The sequence below is a fragment of the Escherichia sp. WS1118 genome, from assembly GCF_046487695.1.
GTDB lineage: Bacteria > Pseudomonadota > Gammaproteobacteria > Enterobacterales > Enterobacteriaceae > Escherichia > Escherichia coli.
The window spans coordinates 554,624-573,414 of record NZ_JBJQIZ010000001.1 but is presented as its reverse complement, the minus strand read 5'-3'; the positions used below and the strand labels follow the sequence as shown (position 1 = coordinate 573,414).

The 18,791-nt window shown below is 49.7% G+C and carries 16 protein-coding genes, 1 other RNA gene and 2 pseudogenes; 14 read left to right on the top strand and 5 right to left on the bottom strand.

Going from position 1 to position 18,791, the window contains the following annotated elements:
- The first annotated feature begins 322 nt into the window (after positions 1 to 322).
- The 5 genes from garP to rnpB all read left to right on the top strand — a co-directional run bounded on the left by garP (position 323) and on the right by rnpB (position 5,014).
- On the top strand, positions 323 to 1,657 hold the full coding sequence (garP, locus tag ACJHYO_RS02745; protein WP_001357710.1) for a galactarate/glucarate/glycerate transporter GarP: 1,335 nt from the start codon (positions 323 to 325) through the stop codon (positions 1,655 to 1,657).
- A 15-nt stretch (positions 1,658 to 1,672) separates the two neighbouring features.
- Positions 1,673 to 2,443 (top strand): 2-dehydro-3-deoxyglucarate aldolase, encoded by a 771-nt coding sequence (gene garL, locus ACJHYO_RS02740; protein ID WP_001058227.1) that lies wholly within the window; start codon positions 1,673 to 1,675, stop codon positions 2,441 to 2,443.
- A 29-nt stretch (positions 2,444 to 2,472) separates the two neighbouring features.
- Positions 2,473 to 3,363: a 2-hydroxy-3-oxopropionate reductase gene (gene garR / locus ACJHYO_RS02735; RefSeq protein WP_001303675.1), complete on the top strand. Its 891-nt coding sequence runs from the start codon at positions 2,473 to 2,475 to the stop codon at positions 3,361 to 3,363.
- Between the two features lie 96 nt (positions 3,364 to 3,459).
- Positions 3,460 to 4,605 carry a glycerate 2-kinase gene (gene garK, locus ACJHYO_RS02730; protein ID WP_410232400.1) on the top strand — a complete coding sequence of 382 codons (1,146 nt, stop codon included), beginning with the start codon at positions 3,460 to 3,462 and terminating at the stop codon, positions 4,603 to 4,605.
- Positions 4,606 to 4,637: 32 nt separating this feature from the next.
- An RNA gene (rnpB, locus tag ACJHYO_RS02725) (RNase P RNA component class A) lies at positions 4,638 to 5,014 on the top strand.
- Between the two features lie 143 nt (positions 5,015 to 5,157).
- On the opposite strand, the pseudogene ACJHYO_RS02720 reads toward rnpB, so the two are convergent.
- The 3 genes and pseudogenes from ACJHYO_RS02720 to tdcR all read right to left on the bottom strand — a co-directional run.
- A pseudogene (locus ACJHYO_RS02720) lies at positions 5,158 to 5,220 on the bottom strand (hypothetical protein); the annotation flags it as partial.
- A 2-nt stretch (positions 5,221 to 5,222) separates the two neighbouring features.
- Positions 5,223 to 5,315: pseudogene (locus ACJHYO_RS02715) on the bottom strand (hypothetical protein); the annotation flags it as partial.
- A 255-nt stretch (positions 5,316 to 5,570) separates the two neighbouring features.
- Positions 5,571 to 5,789 (bottom strand): transcriptional activator TdcR, encoded by a 219-nt coding sequence (tdcR, locus tag ACJHYO_RS02710; protein ID WP_000033206.1) that lies wholly within the window; start codon positions 5,787 to 5,789, stop codon positions 5,571 to 5,573.
- Positions 5,790 to 6,103: 314 nt separating this feature from the next.
- Here tdcR and tdcA point away from each other — a divergent pair, with 314 nt between their 5' ends.
- From tdcA to cyuA, 9 genes are all read left to right on the top strand, one after another.
- On the top strand, positions 6,104 to 7,042 hold the full coding sequence (gene tdcA, locus ACJHYO_RS02705) for a transcriptional regulator TdcA (protein WP_000104210.1): 939 nt from the start codon (positions 6,104 to 6,106) through the stop codon (positions 7,040 to 7,042).
- 98 nt (positions 7,043 to 7,140) lie between these two features.
- Positions 7,141 to 8,130 (top strand): bifunctional threonine ammonia-lyase/L-serine ammonia-lyase TdcB, encoded by a 990-nt coding sequence (gene tdcB / locus ACJHYO_RS02700; protein ID WP_085455546.1) that lies wholly within the window; start codon positions 7,141 to 7,143, stop codon positions 8,128 to 8,130.
- Positions 8,131 to 8,151: 21 nt separating this feature from the next.
- Complete coding sequence (gene tdcC, locus ACJHYO_RS02695) at positions 8,152 to 9,483, top strand: threonine/serine transporter TdcC (RefSeq protein ID WP_000107720.1); 1,332 nt, start codon at positions 8,152 to 8,154, stop codon at positions 9,481 to 9,483.
- Positions 9,484 to 9,508: 25 nt separating this feature from the next.
- Positions 9,509 to 10,717, top strand: a complete 1,209-nt coding sequence (tdcD, locus tag ACJHYO_RS02690) for a propionate kinase (protein WP_001298325.1) — start codon at positions 9,509 to 9,511, stop codon at positions 10,715 to 10,717.
- Positions 10,718 to 10,750: 33 nt separating this feature from the next.
- Positions 10,751 to 13,045, top strand: a complete 2,295-nt coding sequence (gene tdcE, locus ACJHYO_RS02685) for a 2-ketobutyrate formate-lyase/pyruvate formate-lyase (RefSeq protein ID WP_000861710.1) — start codon at positions 10,751 to 10,753, stop codon at positions 13,043 to 13,045.
- 13 nt (positions 13,046 to 13,058) lie between these two features.
- The gene (locus tag ACJHYO_RS02680; protein WP_000719990.1) at positions 13,059 to 13,448 is read left to right on the top strand and encodes an enamine/imine deaminase; all 390 of its coding nucleotides are present in this window, start codon (positions 13,059 to 13,061) and stop codon (positions 13,446 to 13,448) included.
- 71 nt (positions 13,449 to 13,519) lie between these two features.
- Complete coding sequence (gene tdcG / locus ACJHYO_RS02675; RefSeq protein WP_000622132.1) at positions 13,520 to 14,884, top strand: L-serine ammonia-lyase; 1,365 nt, start codon at positions 13,520 to 13,522, stop codon at positions 14,882 to 14,884.
- A gap of 277 nt (positions 14,885 to 15,161) precedes the next feature.
- Positions 15,162 to 16,493 (top strand): amino acid permease, encoded by a 1,332-nt coding sequence (locus tag ACJHYO_RS02670; protein ID WP_000401593.1) that lies wholly within the window; start codon positions 15,162 to 15,164, stop codon positions 16,491 to 16,493.
- 27 nt (positions 16,494 to 16,520) lie between these two features.
- Positions 16,521 to 17,831, top strand: coding sequence for a cysteine desulfidase (cyuA, locus tag ACJHYO_RS02665; RefSeq protein ID WP_000460529.1), 1,311 nt, complete (start codon positions 16,521 to 16,523; stop codon positions 17,829 to 17,831).
- 62 nt (positions 17,832 to 17,893) lie between these two features.
- Here the strand turns inward: cyuA and yhaL are convergent, their stop codons facing one another.
- Positions 17,894 to 18,058, bottom strand: a complete 165-nt coding sequence (gene yhaL, locus ACJHYO_RS02660) for a protein YhaL (RefSeq protein WP_001295544.1) — start codon at positions 18,056 to 18,058, stop codon at positions 17,894 to 17,896.
- Positions 18,059 to 18,080: 22 nt separating this feature from the next.
- Positions 18,081 to 18,782, bottom strand: coding sequence for a pirin family protein (locus ACJHYO_RS02655; protein WP_000633590.1), 702 nt, complete (start codon positions 18,780 to 18,782; stop codon positions 18,081 to 18,083).
- Between the last annotated feature and the right edge of the window lie 9 nt (positions 18,783 to 18,791).

Below are 18,791 nucleotides of genomic sequence, written 5' to 3'. Positions count from 1 at the left end.
AAAAATAAATAACTTCATTGGGTGAAATAAGAATGTCAGGAGTTTAAATGCAGAAATGTGATCAATGTCAATCATTTCAGGGATTGCAGTACCTCCCGGCAAGGTAAAGCGCAAATCTGTGCTTTAGCGCGCAACCTTATGTGCATATGCTCAAAATAATATTTAAATAATACTAATTAAATTAGCATTTGCACAATGATTATTATTCTCGCGCTGCTTATACTAATTCCCGAGTTCATTGTCGTAACGGCATAAATGAAACTCATAAATAACACCTTCCCCATAATAATAAAAATCAGCATAAGTACCCGAGGTAAATAAAATGATGCTGGACACCGTTGACGAAAAAAAGAAAGGCGTGCATACCCGCTATTTAATATTACTGATTATTTTTATTGTTACCGCCGTTAACTACGCCGATCGTGCAACGCTGTCTATTGCTGGTACCGAAGTGGCAAAAGAGTTGCAGTTAAGTGCGGTTTCGATGGGTTACATCTTCTCTGCTTTTGGCTGGGCCTACTTGCTGATGCAAATTCCCGGCGGCTGGCTGCTTGATAAGTTTGGCTCGAAGAAAGTTTACACTTACAGCCTCTTTTTCTGGTCGCTGTTCACCTTCCTGCAAGGCTTTGTCGATATGTTTCCGCTGGCCTGGGCTGGGATCTCCATGTTCTTTATGCGATTTATGCTGGGGTTCTCGGAAGCGCCATCATTCCCGGCGAACGCCCGTATTGTCGCCGCCTGGTTCCCGACGAAAGAACGTGGTACTGCCTCCGCCATCTTTAACTCGGCGCAATATTTCTCGTTGGCGCTCTTTTCGCCGCTGCTTGGCTGGCTGACTTTCGCCTGGGGCTGGGAGCACGTCTTTACCGTTATGGGGGGGATGGGTTTTGTGCTGACGGCGCTGTGGATCAAGTTGATTCATAACCCGACAGATCACCCACGTATGTCTGCGGAAGAGCTGAAGTTTATCTCGGAAAATGGCGCGGTGGTCGATATGGACCACAAAAAGCCGGGCAGTGCGGCAGCAAGCGGACCCAAACTGCATTACATCAAGCAATTGCTCTCTAACCGCATGATGCTGGGCGTATTTTTCGGACAATATTTTATCAACACCATTACCTGGTTCTTCCTCACCTGGTTCCCAATTTATCTGGTGCAGGAAAAAGGCATGTCGATTCTGAAAGTGGGTCTGGTCGCCTCGATTCCGGCACTGTGTGGTTTTGCGGGCGGCGTGCTGGGAGGTGTCTTCTCGGATTATCTGATCAAACGCGGTTTATCCCTGACCCTGGCACGTAAGCTACCGATTGTGCTGGGAATGTTGCTGGCTTCCACCATCATCTTATGTAACTACACCAACAACACCACGCTGGTGGTCATGCTGATGGCGCTGGCTTTCTTTGGCAAAGGATTTGGTGCGCTAGGCTGGCCGGTAATTTCTGACACCGCGCCGAAAGAGATTGTTGGCCTCTGCGGCGGCGTCTTTAACGTCTTTGGCAATGTTGCCTCCATTGTCACTCCACTGGTGATTGGCTACCTGGTAAGTGAACTGCACTCCTTCAATGCAGCACTGGTTTTCGTGGGATGTTCAGCGCTGATGGCGATGGTCTGCTACCTCTTCGTAGTTGGCGACATTAAACGTATGGAATTGCAGAAATAAGCAAAGGTATAAGCGATGAATAACGATGTTTTCCCGAATAAATTCAAAGCCGCACTGGCTGCGAAACAGGTACAAATTGGTTGCTGGTCAGCTCTCTCTAACCCGATTAGCACTGAAGTTCTTGGTTTGGCTGGGTTTGACTGGCTGGTGCTGGATGGCGAACATGCGCCAAACGATATCTCCACGTTTATTCCGCAGTTAATGGCCCTGAAAGGCAGCGCCAGCGCGCCAGTAGTGCGAGTGCCGACCAACGAGCCGGTAATTATTAAGCGTCTTCTGGATATCGGTTTCTATAACTTCCTGATTCCTTTTGTAGAAACAAAAGAGGAAGCAGAGCAGGCGGTGGCATCAACTCGTTACCCACCGGAAGGCATTCGCGGCGTCTCCGTTTCTCACCGCGCCAATATGTTTGGCACCGTGGCGGATTATTTCGCTCAGTCGAACAAGAACATCACTATTCTGGTCCAGATAGAAAGTCAGCAGGGCGTAGATAACGTCGATGCCATTGCCGCTACCGAAGGTGTAGACGGTATCTTCGTCGGCCCCAGCGATCTGGCTGCGGCATTAGGCCATCTCGGCAATGCCTCGCACCCGGATGTACAAAAAGCAATTCAGCACATTTTTAACCGTGCCAGCGCGCACGGCAAACCCAGCGGCATCCTCGCACCAGTCGAGGCTGATGCGCGTCGTTATCTGGAATGGGGCGCGACGTTTGTGGCCGTCGGCAGCGATCTCGGCGTCTTCCGCTCTGCCACTCAGAAACTGGCTGATACCTTTAAAAAATAACCACCACCGCAATAAGAGAGATGATTGATATGACTATGAAAGTTGGTTTTATTGGCCTTGGGATTATGGGTAAACCAATGAGTAAAAACCTTTTGAAAGCAGGTTACTCGCTGGTGGTTGCTGACCGTAACCCAGAAGCTATCGCTGACGTGATTGCTGCAGGTGCAGAAACAGCCTCTACGGCTAAAGCGATCGCTGAACAGTGCGACGTAATCATAACCATGCTGCCAAACTCCCCTCATGTGAAAGAGGTGGCGCTGGGTGAGAATGGCATTATTGAAGGCGCGAAGCCAGGTACGGTATTGATCGATATGAGTTCTATCGCACCGCTGGCAAGCCGTGAAATCAGCGAAGCGCTGAAAGCGAAAGGCATTGATATGCTGGATGCTCCGGTGAGCGGCGGTGAACCGAAAGCCATCGACGGTACGCTGTCAGTGATGGTGGGCGGCGACAAGGCTATTTTCGACAAATACTATGATTTGATGAAAGCGATGGCGGGTTCCGTGGTGCATACCGGGGAAATCGGTGCAGGTAACGTCACCAAACTGGCAAATCAGGTCATTGTGGCGCTGAATATTGCTGCGATGTCAGAAGCGTTAACGTTGGCAACCAAAGCGGGCGTTAACCCGGATCTGGTGTATCAGGCAATTCGCGGTGGGCTGGCGGGCAGTACCGTGCTGGATGCCAAAGCGCCGATGGTGATGGACCGCAACTTCAAACCGGGCTTCCGTATTGATCTGCATATTAAGGATCTGGCGAATGCGCTGGATACTTCTCACGGCGTCGGCGCGCAACTGCCGCTCACAGCTGCGGTTATGGAGATGATGCAGGCACTGCGTGCAGATGGTTTAGGAACGGCGGATCATAGCGCCCTGGCGTGCTACTACGAAAAACTGGCGAAAGTCGAAGTTACTCGCTAATGACGTCGTGCCCGGATGGCGTATTGCAATCCGGGCCTGGAATCCAGGCCGAATAAGAGAAACGCCCTCCGGCGTCATGTGGTAACAGGCATAGGTATGAAAATCGTAATCGCCCCAGACTCTTATAAAGAAAGTTTATCTGCCAGCGAGGTTGCGCAGGCGATAGAAAAAGGATTTCGGAAAATTTTTCCTGATGCACAGTATGTTTCTGTTCCGGTTGCCGACGGTGGTGAAGGAACGGTGGAAGCGATGATTGCAGCCACCCAGGGGGCTGAACGTCACGCCTGGGTTACAGGGCCGCTGGGCGAGAAAGTGAATGCCAGTTGGGGGATCTCCGGCGATGGCAAAACCGCGTTTATCGAAATGGCGGCGGCCAGTGGGCTGGAACTGGTACCTGCGGAAAAACGCGATCCACTCGTGACCACTTCACGCGGTACTGGTGAGTTAATCCTGCAGGCGCTGGAGAGCGGTGCGACAAACATTATTATCGGCATTGGCGGCAGCGCCACCAACGACGGCGGCGCAGGCATGGTACAGGCGCTGGGGGCGAAATTATGCGATGCCAACGGCAATGAAATTGGTTTTGGCGGCGGTAGTCTTAATACTCTGAATGATATTGATATTTCCGGTCTCGATCCGCGCTTAAAAGATTGTGTCATCCGCGTCGCTTGTGATGTCACCAACCCGTTAGTCGGCGACAGTGGTGCTTCGCGCATCTTTGGCCCACAAAAGGGAGCCAGTGAGGCGATGATTGTCGAGCTGGACAATAACCTCTCTCACTATGCCGATGTTATTAAAAAAGCGCTGCATGTTGATGTGAAAGATGTCCCCGGCGCAGGAGCTGCGGGCGGTATGGGCGCGGCGCTGATGGCGTTTCTTGGTGCAGAACTGAAAAGTGGTATTGAAATCGTCACTACGGCGCTGAATCTGGAGGAACATATTCACGATTGTACGCTGGTGATCACTGGTGAAGGGCGTATTGATAGCCAGAGTATTCACGGCAAGGTACCGATTGGTGTCGCAAACGTGGCGAAGAAGTACCATAAACCGGTGATTGGCATTGCGGGTAGCCTGACCAATGATGTTGGCGTTGTACATCAGCATGGCATTGATGCGGTCTTCAGCGTACTGACCAGCATTGGTACGTTAGACGAAGCACTCCGCGGAGCTTATGACAATATCTGCCGTGCTTCACGTAATATCGCCGCGACACTGGCGATTGGAATGCGCAACGCGGGGTGACAAGGGCGCGCAAACCCTCTATACTGCGCGCCGAAGCTGACCAGACAGTCGCCGCTTCGTCGTCGTCCTCTTCGGGGGAGACGGGCGGAGGGGAGGAAAGTCCGGGCTCCATAGGGCAGGGTGCCAGGTAACGCCTGGGGGGGAAACCCACGACCAGTGCAACAGAGAGCAAACCGCCGATGGCCCGCGTAAGCGGGATCAGGTAAGGGTGAAAGGGTGCGGTAAGAGCGCACCGCGCGGCTGGTAACAGTCCGTGGCACGGTAAACTCCACCCGGAGCAAGGCCAAATAGGGGTTCATAAGGTACGGCCCGTACTGAACCCGGGTAGGCTGCTTGAGCCAGTGAGCGATTGCTGGCCTAGATGAATGACTGTCCACGACAGAACCCGGCTTATCGGTCAGTTTCACCTGATTTACGTAAAAACCCGCTTCGGCGGGTTTTTGCTTTTGGTGCCCAGGGTAAGATGAATATCTACGGTATTAATAACAGACTTTGTAAGAAGTTATTAAGTCTATATTGCATTTAAAAGGTCGTAATTATACATATATTTCTCTCATTAATTGTAAGTTCGCAGGTATTGTCCGATCGTTGAATCATTTGGGCGTTATAACCTAAATTTTTACCGTCCAATAATCAATATTTCTATTGTGATTGTTAACCACTGCGTGCATTGAAGGGTGAAAAATATGTGCAATTGAGAAGCCTTTCATTGATGCCTGCCTTGTCATCATGACAAACAATAATAGATGCTTATTTTCCTCGCAGGGTTCTTTCGCACTATCAAAAAATGCTCATTTACCCGGCATTACAGTCAACGAAGCAACATTCTATGGCCTACGCTGATGTAAAGCACAGCGAAAATCCTCCTTGTTGACTTCGTCTGACCTTATCGCGGCGACCAGCAATTATTCGTTTTGTGATCCTCAACACAAAATGCTATTCGTTGCCTATGAGGGGAGAAGAATTTATGGAAAACGATTGCATTCACAAAATGACGTCCTGTCAGAAGAGAAAAAGTTGACGTTAATCAATTGTTCGAGATGATCAATACCTGTATTCGAAATTTTAAAATATTGATAAAATAGATGTTTGTTCTCCAACAAATAGCGTGAAAAAATGTGACGTGCCGCATTATTTATCGCTGAAAATGGTTTGTTTATAATAAAATTTGAGAACTTACTCATTAAATTTAACTCAAATTTTGCCTGGTAATTATCCGGTAATTGCTTGAAATATAGTCTCAGCCCCTTTTTTGTATTAACCACATAAAGAATGATGTTATCGCCATAAAATATGGTTATCCCCGTCATTTTTTTTGACAAAAATCAGGGTTTATGCTGATTTTCATGCTTTAACTTGTTGATACTTAAAGGTATTTAATTGTGGTAACGATGCCATGGAAAGTATTGAAAGTTAATTTGTGAGTGGTCGCACATATCCTGTTCATTTCATTTTGATACACTTCATACCGTCAATGAGGTAATTAACGTAGGTCGTTATGAGCACTATTCTTCTTCCGAAAACGCAGCACCTGGTAGTCTTTCAGGAAGTTATTAGAAGTGGTTCTATCGGCTCGGCTGCAAAAGAGTTAGGGTTAACTCAACCGGCCGTCAGTAAAATCATTAACGATATTGAAGATTATTTTGGGGTGGAGTTAGTGGTGCGGAAAAATACCGGTGTAACATTAACACCTGCCGGTCAATTGTTACTCTCCCGTTCCGAATCCATTACCCGTGAAATGAAAAATATGGTTAATGAGATAAGCGGTATGTCTTCTGAGGCGGTGGTGGAAGTCTCATTTGGTTTTCCTTCATTGATTGGTTTTACTTTTATGTCAGGGATGATCAACAAGTTCAAAGAGGTGTTCCCGAAAGCGCAGGTTTCTATGTATGAAGCGCAACTGTCTTCGTTCTTACCGGCAATCCGCGACGGTCGACTGGATTTTGCGATTGGTACGTTAAGCGCAGAAATGAAGCTTCAGGATTTACATGTTGAGCCGCTGTTCGAGTCCGAGTTTGTGCTGGTAGCCAGTAAGTCCCGAACATGCACCGGCACCACCACGCTGGAGTCGTTGAAGAACGAACAGTGGGTGTTGCCACAAACCAATATGGGGTACTACAGCGAACTACTTACTACGTTACAAAGAAATGGCATCAGTATTGAAAACATCGTTAAAACCGACTCAGTCGTGACAATTTATAATCTTGTTCTCAATGCTGATTTCTTAACTGTAATTCCTTGTGATATGACATCACCTTTTGGTTCTAATCAATTTATTACTATTCCGGTTGAAGAAACATTACCTGTGGCACAATATGCCGCGGTATGGTCGAAAAATTATCGTATTAAAAAAGCAGCATCGGTTTTGGTGGAATTAGCCAAAGAGTATTCATCTTATAATGGGTGTAGACGAAGGCAATTAATTGAAGTTGATTAGTTATTTGTTTTAATTTAAACATAAATAATCCACCTGTCTGTTTTGCAGGTGTCGGTTACGGTTACCTACATATTTAATTCAGGCTAAGAGGTTTTATAATGCATATTACATACGATCTCCCGGTTGCTATTGATGACATCATTGGAGCAAAACAACGACTGGCTGGGCGAATTTATAAAACAGGTATGCCTCGCTCCAACTATTTTAGTGAACGTTGCAAAGGTGAAATATTCCTCAAATTCGAAAACATGCAGCGTACCGGTTCATTTAAAATTCGTGGCGCATTTAATAAATTAAGTTCACTGACTGATGCGGAAAAACGTAAAGGTGTAGTGGCCTGCTCTGCGGGCAACCATGCGCAAGGGGTTTCGCTCTCCTGTGCGATGCTGGGTATTGACGGTAAAGTGGTGATGCCAAAAGGTGCGCCGAAATCCAAAGTCGCGGCAACGTGCGACTACTCCGCAGAAGTCGTTTTGCATGGTGATAACTTCAACGACACTATTGCTAAAGTGAGCGAAATTGTCGAAATGGAAGGCCGTATTTTTATCCCACCTTACGATGATCCGAAAGTGATTGCTGGCCAGGGAACGATTGGTCTGGAAATTATGGAAGATCTCTATGATGTCGATAACGTGATTGTGCCAATTGGCGGCGGCGGTTTAATTGCAGGTATTGCGGTGGCAATTAAATCTATCAACCCGACCATCCGTGTTATTGGCGTACAGTCTGAAAACGTTCACGGCATGGCGGCTTCTTTCCACTCCGGAGAAATAACTACGCACCGAACTACCGGCACCCTGGCGGATGGTTGTGATGTCTCCCGCCCGGGTAATTTAACTTACGAAATCGTTCGTGAATTAGTCGATGACATCGTGCTGGTCAGCGAAGACGAAATCAGAAACAGTATGATTGCCTTAATTCAGCGCAATAAAGTCGTCACCGAAGGCGCAGGCGCTCTGGCATGTGCTGCATTATTAAGCGGTAAATTAGACCAATATATTCAAAACAGAAAAACCGTCAGTATTATTTCCGGCGGCAATATCGATCTTTCTCGCGTCTCTCAAATCACCGGTTTCGTTGACGCTTAATTAATTCGTTGAGGATAGGATATGAGTACTTCAGATAGCATTGTATCCAGCCAGACAAAACAATCGTCCTGGCGTAAATCAGATACCACATGGACGTTAGGCTTGTTTGGTACGGCAATCGGCGCCGGGGTGCTGTTCTTCCCTATCCGCGCAGGTTTTGGCGGACTGATCCCGATTCTTCTGATGTTGGTATTAGCATACCCCATCGCGTTTTATTGCCACCGGGCACTGGCGCGTCTGTGTCTTTCTGGCTCTAACCCTTCCGGCAACATTACGGAAACGGTGGAAGAGCATTTTGGTAAAACTGGCGGCGTGGTTATCACGTTCCTGTACTTCTTCGCGATTTGCCCACTGTTGTGGATTTATGGCGTTACTATTACCAATACCTTTATGACGTTCTGGGAAAACCAGCTCGGCTTTGCACCGCTGAATCGCGGCTTTGTGGCGCTGTTCCTGTTGCTGCTGATGGCTTTCGTCATCTGGTTTGGTAAGGATCTGATGGTTAAAGTGATGAGCTATCTGGTATGGCCGTTTATCGCCAGCCTGGTGCTGATTTCTCTTTCGCTGATCCCTTACTGGAACTCTGCAGTTATCGACCAGGTTGACCTCGGTTCGCTGTCGTTAACTGGTCATGACGGTATCCTGATCACCGTCTGGCTGGGGATTTCCATCATGGTTTTCTCCTTTAACTTCTCGCCAATCGTCTCTTCCTTCGTGGTTTCTAAACGTGAAGAGTACGAGAAAGATTTTGGTCGCGACTTCACCGAGCGTAAATGTTCACAAATCATCTCTCGCGCCAGTATGCTGATGGTTGCAGTGGTGATGTTCTTTGCCTTTAGCTGCCTGTTTACGCTGTCTCCGGCGAATATGGCTGAAGCGAAAGCGCAGAATATTCCAGTGCTTTCTTATCTGGCTAACCACTTTGCGTCCATGACCGGTACCAAAACAACGTTTGCGATTACACTGGAATATGCCGCTTCCATCATCGCACTCGTGGCTATTTTCAAATCTTTCTTCGGTCACTATCTGGGGACGCTGGAAGGGCTGAATGGTTTGATTCTGAAGTTCGGTTATAAAGGTGACAAAACCAAAGTGTCGCTGGGTAAACTGAATACTATCAGCATGATTTTCATTATGGGCTCCACCTGGGTTGTTGCCTACGCCAACCCGAACATCCTCGACCTGATTGAAGCCATGGGCGCACCGATTATTGCATCACTGCTGTGCCTGTTGCCGATGTATGCCATCCGTAAAGCGCCGTCTCTGGCGAAATACCGTGGTCGTCTGGATAACGTGTTTGTTACCGTGATTGGTCTGCTGACCATCCTGAACATCGTATACAAACTGTTTTAATCCGTAACTCAGGATGAGAAAAGAGATGAATGAATTTCCGGTTGTTTTGGTTATTAACTGTGGTTCGTCTTCGATTAAGTTTTCCGTACTCAATGCCAGCGACTGTGAAGTATTAATGTCAGGTATTGCCGACGGTATTAACTCGGAAAATGCATTCTTATCCGTAAATGGGGGAGAGCCAGCACCGCTGGCTCACCACAGCTACGAAGGTGCATTGAAGGCAATTGCATTTGAACTGGAAAAACGGAATTTAAATGACAATGTGGCCTTAATTGGCCACCGCATCGCTCACGGCGGCAGTATTTTTACCGAGTCCGCCATTATTACCGATGAAGTCATTGATAATATCCGTCGCGTTTCTCCACTGGCCCCCCTGCATAATTACGCCAATTTAAGTGGTATTGAATCGGCGCAGCAATTATTCCCGGGCGTAACTCAGGTGGCGGTATTTGATACCAGTTTCCACCAGACGATGGCTCCGGAAGCTTATTTATACGGCCTGCCGTGGAAATATTATGAAGAGTTAGGTGTACGCCGTTATGGTTTCCACGGCACGTCGCACCGCTATGTTTCCCAGCGCGCACATTCTCTGCTGAATCTGGCGGAAGATGACTCCGGCCTGGTTGTGGCGCATCTTGGCAATGGCGCGTCAATCTGCGCGGTTCGCAACGGTCAGAGTGTTGACACTTCCATGGGAATGACGCCGCTGGAAGGCTTGATGATGGGTACCCGCAGTGGTGATGTCGACTTCGGGGCGATGTCCTGGGTCGCCAGCCAAACCAACCAGAGCCTGGGGGACCTGGAACGCGTAGTGAATAAAGAGTCGGGATTATTAGGTATTTCCGGCCTTTCTTCGGATTTACGTGTTCTGGAAAAAGCCTGGCATGAAGGTCACGAACGCGCGCAACTGGCAATTAAAACCTTTGTTCACCGAATTGCCCGTCATATTGCCGGACACGCTGCTTCATTACATCGCCTGGATGGAATTATATTCACCGGCGGAATAGGAGAGAATTCAAGTTTAATTCGTCGTCTGGTCATGGAACATTTAGCTGTATTAGGCGTAGAGATTGATACAGAAATGAATAATCGCTCTAACTCTTTTGGAGAGCGAATTGTTTCCAGTGAAAATGCGCGTGTCATTTGCGCCGTAATTCCGACTAACGAAGAAAAAATGATTGCTTTGGATGCCATTCATTTAGGCAAAGTGAACGCGCCCGCAGAATTTGCATAATTTAGTTGAAGTATTGTAGAGAGATTATTTTTCATGAAGGTAGATATTGATACCAGCGATAAGCTGTACGCCGACGCATGGCTTGGCTTTAAAGGTACGGACTGGAAAAACGAAATTAATGTCCGCGATTTTATTCAACATAACTATACACCTTATGAAGGCGATGAATCTTTTCTCGCCGAAGCGACGCCTGCCACCACGGAATTGTGGGAAAAAGTCATGGAAGGCATCCGTATCGAAAATGCGACTCACGCGCCATTGGATTTCGATACCAATATTGCCACCACAATTACCGCTCATGATGCAGGATATATTGACCAGCCGCTGGAAAAAATAGTGGGTCTGCAAACGGATGCGCCATTAAAGCGTGCACTGCATCCGTTCGGCGGCATTAATATGATTAGAAGTTCATTCCACGCGTATGGTCGTGAAATGGATAGCGAATTTGAATACATCTTTACCGATCTGCGTAAAACCCATAACCAGGGCGTATTTGATGTTTACTCACCGGATATGCTGCGCTGCCGTAAATCTGGTGTACTGACCGGTTTACCAGATGGTTATGGTCGTGGGCGTATCATCGGTGACTACCGCCGCGTGGCGCTTTACGGCATCAGTTATCTGGTACGTGAACGCGAACTGCAGTTTGCCGATCTCCAGTCCCGTCTGGAAAAAGGCGAAGATCTCGAAGCTACGATCCGTCTGCGTGAGGAGCTGGCGGAACATCGTCGTGCGCTGTTGCAGATTCAGGAAATGGCGGCGAAATACGGTTTTGACATCTCCCGTCCGGCGCAGAATGCACAGGAAGCGGTGCAGTGGCTCTACTTCGCTTACCTGGCGGCAGTGAAATCGCAAAATGGCGGCGCGATGTCGCTGGGGCGCACGGCATCGTTCCTCGATATCTACATTGAGCGCGACTTTAAAGCAGGCGTACTCAATGAGCAGCAGGCACAGGAACTGATCGACCACTTCATCATGAAGATCCGTATGGTGCGCTTCTTGCGTACGCCGGAATTTGATTCGCTGTTCTCCGGCGACCCGATCTGGGCGACGGAAGTGATCGGCGGGATGGGGCTGGACGGTCGAACCCTGGTGACCAAAAACTCCTTCCGCTATTTGCACACCCTGCACACTATGGGGCCTGCACCGGAACCTAACCTGACTATTCTGTGGTCGGAAGCCTTGCCGATTGCCTTCAAAAAATATGCCGCGCAGGTGTCTATCGTCACATCCTCTTTGCAGTATGAAAACGACGATCTGATGCGTACTGACTTCAATAGCGACGATTACGCGATTGCCTGTTGCGTCAGCCCAATGGTGATTGGTAAGCAAATGCAGTTCTTTGGAGCACGCGCTAACCTGGCGAAAACGCTACTGTACGCAATCAACGGCGGAATGGACGAGAAGCTGAAGATTCAGGTTGGCCCGAAAACGGCTCCGTTGATGGATGACGTGCTGGACTACGACAAAGTGATGGATAGCCTCGACCACTTCATGGACTGGCTGGCGGTACAGTACATCAGCGCGCTGAATATCATTCACTACATGCACGACAAGTACAGCTACGAAGCTTCGCTGATGGCGCTACATGATCGTGATGTCTATCGCACCATGGCGTGCGGCATCGCGGGCCTGTCGGTGGCAACGGACTCCCTGTCTGCCATCAAATATGCTCGTGTGAAACCAATCCGTGATGAAAACGGCCTGGCGGTGGATTTCGAGATTGACGGCGAATATCCGCAGTATGGCAACAACGACGAGCGCGTAGACAGCATTGCCTGCGATCTGGTTGAACGCTTTATGAAGAAAATTAAAGCTTTGCCAACCTATCGCAATGCTGTGCCGACCCAATCGATTCTGACTATCACCTCTAACGTGGTGTACGGTCAGAAAACCGGGAACACGCCGGACGGTCGCCGCGCCGGAACACCGTTCGCGCCGGGCGCTAACCCGATGCACGGTCGTGATCGCAAAGGCGCCGTGGCCTCATTGACGTCGGTGGCGAAACTGCCGTTCACCTACGCCAAAGATGGGATCTCGTACACCTTCTCCATCGTCCCTGCGGCGCTGGGCAAAGAAGATCCAGTACGTAAAACCAACCTTGTCGGCCTGCTGGATGGGTATTTCCACCACGAAGCGGATGTCGAAGGCGGTCAACACCTCAACGTCAACGTAATGAATCGGGAAATGCTGCTGGATGCCATCGAGCACCCGGAAAAATATCCTAACCTGACAATCCGTGTCTCTGGCTACGCCGTGCGCTTTAACGCACTGACCCGTGAACAGCAACAGGATGTTATTTCACGTACCTTTACCCAGGCGCTCTGACGCCGGAGGATGTATGAAAAAGATTATCGAAACGCAACGTGCCCCAGGCGCAATCGGCCCTTATGTTCAGGGCGTTGATTTAGGCAGCATGGTCTTCACCTCCGGGCAAATTCCGGTTTGCCCACAGACCGGTGAGATCCCGGCTGATGTGCAAGATCAGGCGCGTTTAAGCCTCGAAAACGTCAAAGCGATCGTGGTTGCTGCCGGGCTGAGTGTGGGCGATATCATCAAGATGACCGTGTTCATCACCGATCTGAATGATTTTGCCACCATCAATGAAGTCTATAAGCAGTTCTTCGATGAACATCAGGCGACCTACCCGACCCGGAGCTGTGTGCAGGTCGCGCGTTTGCCGAAAGATGTGAAGTTGGAAATTGAAGCCATCGCAGTACGTAGTGCGTAAGGCCTCGTGAGCGGGACGGTCGCTAGGTCGTTCCGCTCCACTTCACTGAACGGCAATCCGAGGGTGTGGATATGATTAGTGCATTCGATATTTTCAAAATTGGGATTGGCCCCTCCAGTTCGCATACTGTGGGGCCAATGAATGCCGGAAAAAGTTTTATTGATCGGCTGGAAAGTAGCGGCTTATTAACCGCGACGAGCCATATTGTGGTCGATCTGTACGGGTCGTTGTCACTGACGGGCAAAGGCCATGCCACGGATGTCGCCATCATCATGGGACTGGCAGGAAACAGTCCGCAGGATGTTGTCATTGATGAGATCCCTGCATTTATAGAGTTAGTGACGCGCAGCGGGCGGTTGCCGGTGGCTTCTGGCGCGCATATTGTTGATTTTCCTGTAGCAAAGAGCATTATCTTCCATCCCGAAATGTTGCCTCGCCATGAGAACGGAATGCGGATCACTGCCTGGAAGGGACAGGAAGAACTATTAAGCAAAACCTATTACTCTGTCGGCGGCGGGTTTATTGTCGAAGAAGAACACTTCGGCCTGTCGCACGATGTCGAAACACCCGTACCTTACGATTTCCACTCAGCAGGTGAACTGCTGAAAATGTGTGATTACAACGGCCTGTCTATATCTGGCCTGATGATGCACAACGAGCTGGCGCTGCGCAGTAAAGCGGAAATTGACGCAGGGTTTGCCCGTATCTGGCAAGTGATGCATGACGGTATTGAACGTGGAATGAATACTGAAGGCGTGCTGCCTGGTCCGCTCAATGTGCCGCGCCGTGCCGTAGCGCTGCGTCGTCAACTGGTTTCCAGCGATAACATCTCTAACGATCCGATGAATGTCATCGACTGGATCAACATGTACGCGCTAGCGGTTAGTGAAGAAAACGCAGCTGGCGGGCGCGTGGTAACGGCACCGACTAACGGTGCGTGCGGCATTATTCCGGCAGTGCTGGCTTATTACGATAAGTTCCGTCGTCCGGTAAACGAGCGGTCAATTGCCCGCTATTTTCTGGCAGCGGGGGCTATTGGCGCGCTGTATAAAATGAACGCCTCCATCTCTGGCGCGGAAGTCGGCTGTCAGGGGGAGATTGGTGTAGCCTGTTCAATGGCGGCGGCAGGGTTAACTGAACTACTGGGCGGCAGTCCGGCGCAGGTATGCAATGCGGCGGAAATCGCGATGGAGCATAACCTTGGGCTGACCTGCGATCCGGTTGCCGGACAGGTACAAATCCCGTGCATTGAACGTAATGCCATTAATGCCGTGAAAGCAGTAAACGCCGCGCGGATGGCAATGCGCCGCACCTCGGCACCGCGTGTTTCACTCGATAAAGTGATCGAGACGATGTATGAAACCGGCAAAGATATGAACGATAAATACCGCGAAACATCACGCGGAGGACTGGCTATTAAAGTGGTCTGCGGCTGACATTGCTGTCAGCTATCATTCTTGGGTGCACAAAATGTGCACCCTTTTTTATTGTGATCTGCCGCAAATAGAGAATAATTATTTCTATTAACTCAATTTAATAGAAAATTATTACCCACAATTGCTATTTAAAAGTCTTGATTGTGAAGATTTTCTCTGATCTCACGCGTATCATTTCTTTATTCTAATAACTCGCCTGCAAAAACGTAGACCGCATATCGCCTTGATGCGGCTCGGAAAAAAATAATAAGCCCTACAAAATATTGAGCGAGAAATTATGGAAATTGCATCGAATAAAGGCGTCATTGCAGACGCTTCGACCCCGGCGGGTCGTGCTGGAATGAGTGAGAGCGAGTGGCGAGAAGCGATCAAATTCGACAGTACTGACACCGGCTGGGTGATTATGAGTATCGGGATGGCGATTGGCGCGGGGATTGTTTTTCTCCCGGTGCAGGTCGGTTTGATGGGATTGTGGGTATTTTTGCTCTCATCGGTGATTGGTTACCCGGCAATGTATCTGTTTCAGCGGTTGTTTATTAATACGCTGGCAGAATCACCGGAGTGTAAAGATTACCCGAGCGTCATCAGCGGTTATTTAGGTAAAAACTGGGGCATCCTGTTAGGTGCACTCTATTTCGTAATGCTGGTGATTTGGATGTTCGTCTATTCCACCGCCATCACCAACGATAGTGCTTCCTACCTGCATACCTTCGGCGTGACGGAAGGGTTGCTGTCAGACAGTCCCTTTTATGGTCTGGTACTGATTTGCATTCTGGTGGCGATCTCCTCACGCGGCGAGAAATTGTTATTCAAAATTTCGACCGGCATGGTGCTGACCAAGCTGCTGGTGGTCGCGGCGCTGGGCGTGTCGATGGTGGGAATGTGGCATCTGTATAACGTCGGTTCGCTACCGCCGCTGGGGCTGCTGGTGAAAAACGCCATTATTACGCTGCCGTTTACCCTGACGTCGATTCTGTTTATCCAGACGTTAAGCCCGATGGTGATCTCTTATCGTTCGCGGGAAAAATCAATTGAAGTGGCGCGGCATAAAGCATTGCGGGCAATGAATATCGCGTTTGGCATTTTGTTTGTCACCGTCTTTTTCTACGCCGTGTCATTCACGCTGGCGATGGGACATGACGAAGCGGTAAAAGCCTACGAGCAGAATATTTCCGCGCTGGCGATTGCCGCACAGTTTATTAGCGGTGACGGCGCAGCGTGGGTGAAAGTGGTCAGCGTTATTCTCAATATCTTTGCTGTAATGACTGCATTCTTTGGCGTCTATTTAGGCTTTCGCGAAGCAACGCAAGGGATCGTAATGAACATCCTGCGTCGCAAGATACCTGCCGAGAAGATTAACGAAAATCTCGTTCAGCGCGGCATAATGATTTTCGCCATTTTGCTGGCCTGGAGCGCCATCGTACTGAACGCCCCGGTGTTGAGCTTCACCTCTATCTGTAGCCCGATTTTCGGCATGGTAGGGTGCCTGATCCCGGCGTGGCTGGTTTACAAAGTACCGGCATTGCACAAATACAAAGGGATGTCTCTGTACCTGATTATCGTCACTGGTTTGTTGCTTTGTGTTTCTCCGTTCCTGGCATTTTCTTGATTTACCTGAAATTTTAAGGTTTTTAATATGTTTGATTCGACTTTAAATCCGTTATGGCAGCGTTACATCCTCGCCGTTCAGGAGGAAGTAAAACCGGCGCTGGGGTGTACTGAACCGATTTCACTGGCGCTGGCGGCGGCGGTTGCTGCGGCTGAACTGGAAGGTCCGGTTGAACGTGTAGAAGCCTGGGTTTCGCCAAATCTGATGAAGAACGGTCTGGGTGTCACCGTTCCTGGTACAGGAATGGTGGGGCTGCCAATTGCGGCGGCGCTGGGAGCGTTAGGTGGAAATGCTAACGCCGGGCTGGAAGTGCTGAAAGACGCAACTGCGCAGGCAATTTCCGATGCCAAAGCACTGCTGGCGGCGGGGAAAGTCTCAGTTAAGATCCAGGAACCTTGCGATGAAATCCTCTTCTCACGCGCCAAAGTCTGGAACGGTGAGAAGTGGGCGTGTGTCACCATCGTCGGCGGGCATACCAACATTGTGCATATTGAGACGCACAATGGTGTGGTGTTTACCCAGCAGGCGTGTGTGACAGAGGGCGAGCAAGAGTCGCCGCTGACGGTGCTTTCCAGAACGACGCTGGCTGAGATCCTGAAGTTCGTTAATGAAGTCCCGTTTGCGGCGATCCGCTTTATTCTCGATTCTGCGAAGTTAAATTGTGCGTTATCGCAGGAAGGTTTGAGCGGTAACTGGGGGCTGCATATTGGTGCGACGCTGGAAAAACAGTGCGCGCGCGGTTTGCTGGCGAAAGATCTCTCTTCATCCATTGTGATTCGTACCAGCGCGGCATCCGATGCGCGTATGGGCGGCGCTACGCTTCCGGCAATGAGTAACTCCGGCTCGGGTAACCAGGGGATCACCGCAACAATGCCCGTGGTGGTGGTAGCTGAACACTTCGGAGCGGATGATGAACGGCTGGCGCGTGCGCTGATGCTTTCGCATTTGAGCGCGATTTACATCCATAACCAGTTACCGCGTTTGTCTGCGCTGTGTGCCGCAACGACCGCAGCAATGGGGGCCGCTGCCGGGATGGCATGGCTGGTGGATGGGCGTTATGAAACCATCTCGATGGCGATCAGCAGTATGATCGGCGATGTCAGTGGCATGATTTGCGATGGTGCATCGAACAGCTGCGCGATGAAGGTTTCGACCAGTGCTTCGGCTGCGTGGAAAGCGGTGTTAATGGCGCTGGATGATACCGCCGTAACCGGTAATGAAGGGATTGTGGCGCATGATGTTGAGCAGTCGATTGCCAACCTGTGTGCGTTAGCAAGCCATTCGATGCAGCAAACGGATCGGCAGATTATCGAGATTATGGCGAGCAAGGCCAGATAAACGCCCGGTTTTGGGTTTTGTAGGCCGGATAAGGCGTTTACGCCGCATCCGGCAACTTGTCTTTACGCGGTAGCTTCATCTTCGGCTAAACGCGTTTCAGCATCCGCGACGATGGCTTCCAGCTCGCTCAACATCTCTTCATAGCCAAAATTTTTGGCGGTACGAGCAGGTTCTTTCGCCACCACGGGCTTCACTGGCTGGCGCTTTTTGGCCGATTTTTTACTCATCATCATCTCCCTGTAAAAACAACTAGACAGGCAAATCTATCAGCAAAGCGCGCAGTGGGGAATCGGCAACCAGCGTAATGTTAGCCTCGTCACGAATAAACGCCCCATCACCGCAGGTTAGCGCCGCTTTCTCTTCATGATGCGTAAGCGCATGAAATTTCCCGTGAATCGATTGCAAATACGCGCGTGGCCCATGCAACTGGAAATTCGCACTTTCGCCTTTGTCGAGCACGATATGGTGCAGCCACACTTGCTGGCGCAATTGCAGGCTTCCCATCCCACCTTCTGGCGAGGCGATTAATTGCTGCTTGCTCATATTAAGCGCCAGCTTTTGAATCAGCGGATTCTCTCGCTGCGGGCAGGCATCCAGCCAAAGCTGCATTCGCGTTAACGGTTTGTCTTTGCTGAGATTGTGTTCGCTATAGCTGACACCCGGCTGGGTAGAGAGCAGCAACACCTCACCGGCGCTGGCCTGAACATGATTGCCTTCGCTGTCGCGATACTCAGCTTCTCCATCCAGAATCACATTTAAAATATCGACTTTGGGATAGGTTCGCGGCTGAAAGGCGGCACCTGGGGCCAGCACTTCCTGGTTAAGCACGCGCAGGGAGGCATAGCCTAACAATTTCGGGTCGAAGTAGTGTCCAAAGGAAAAAGTATACCGGGCCTGCAACCATCCGTAGTCTGCTTGTCCACACTGCCTGGCAGTTCGGGTAGTAATCATAATTCTTGA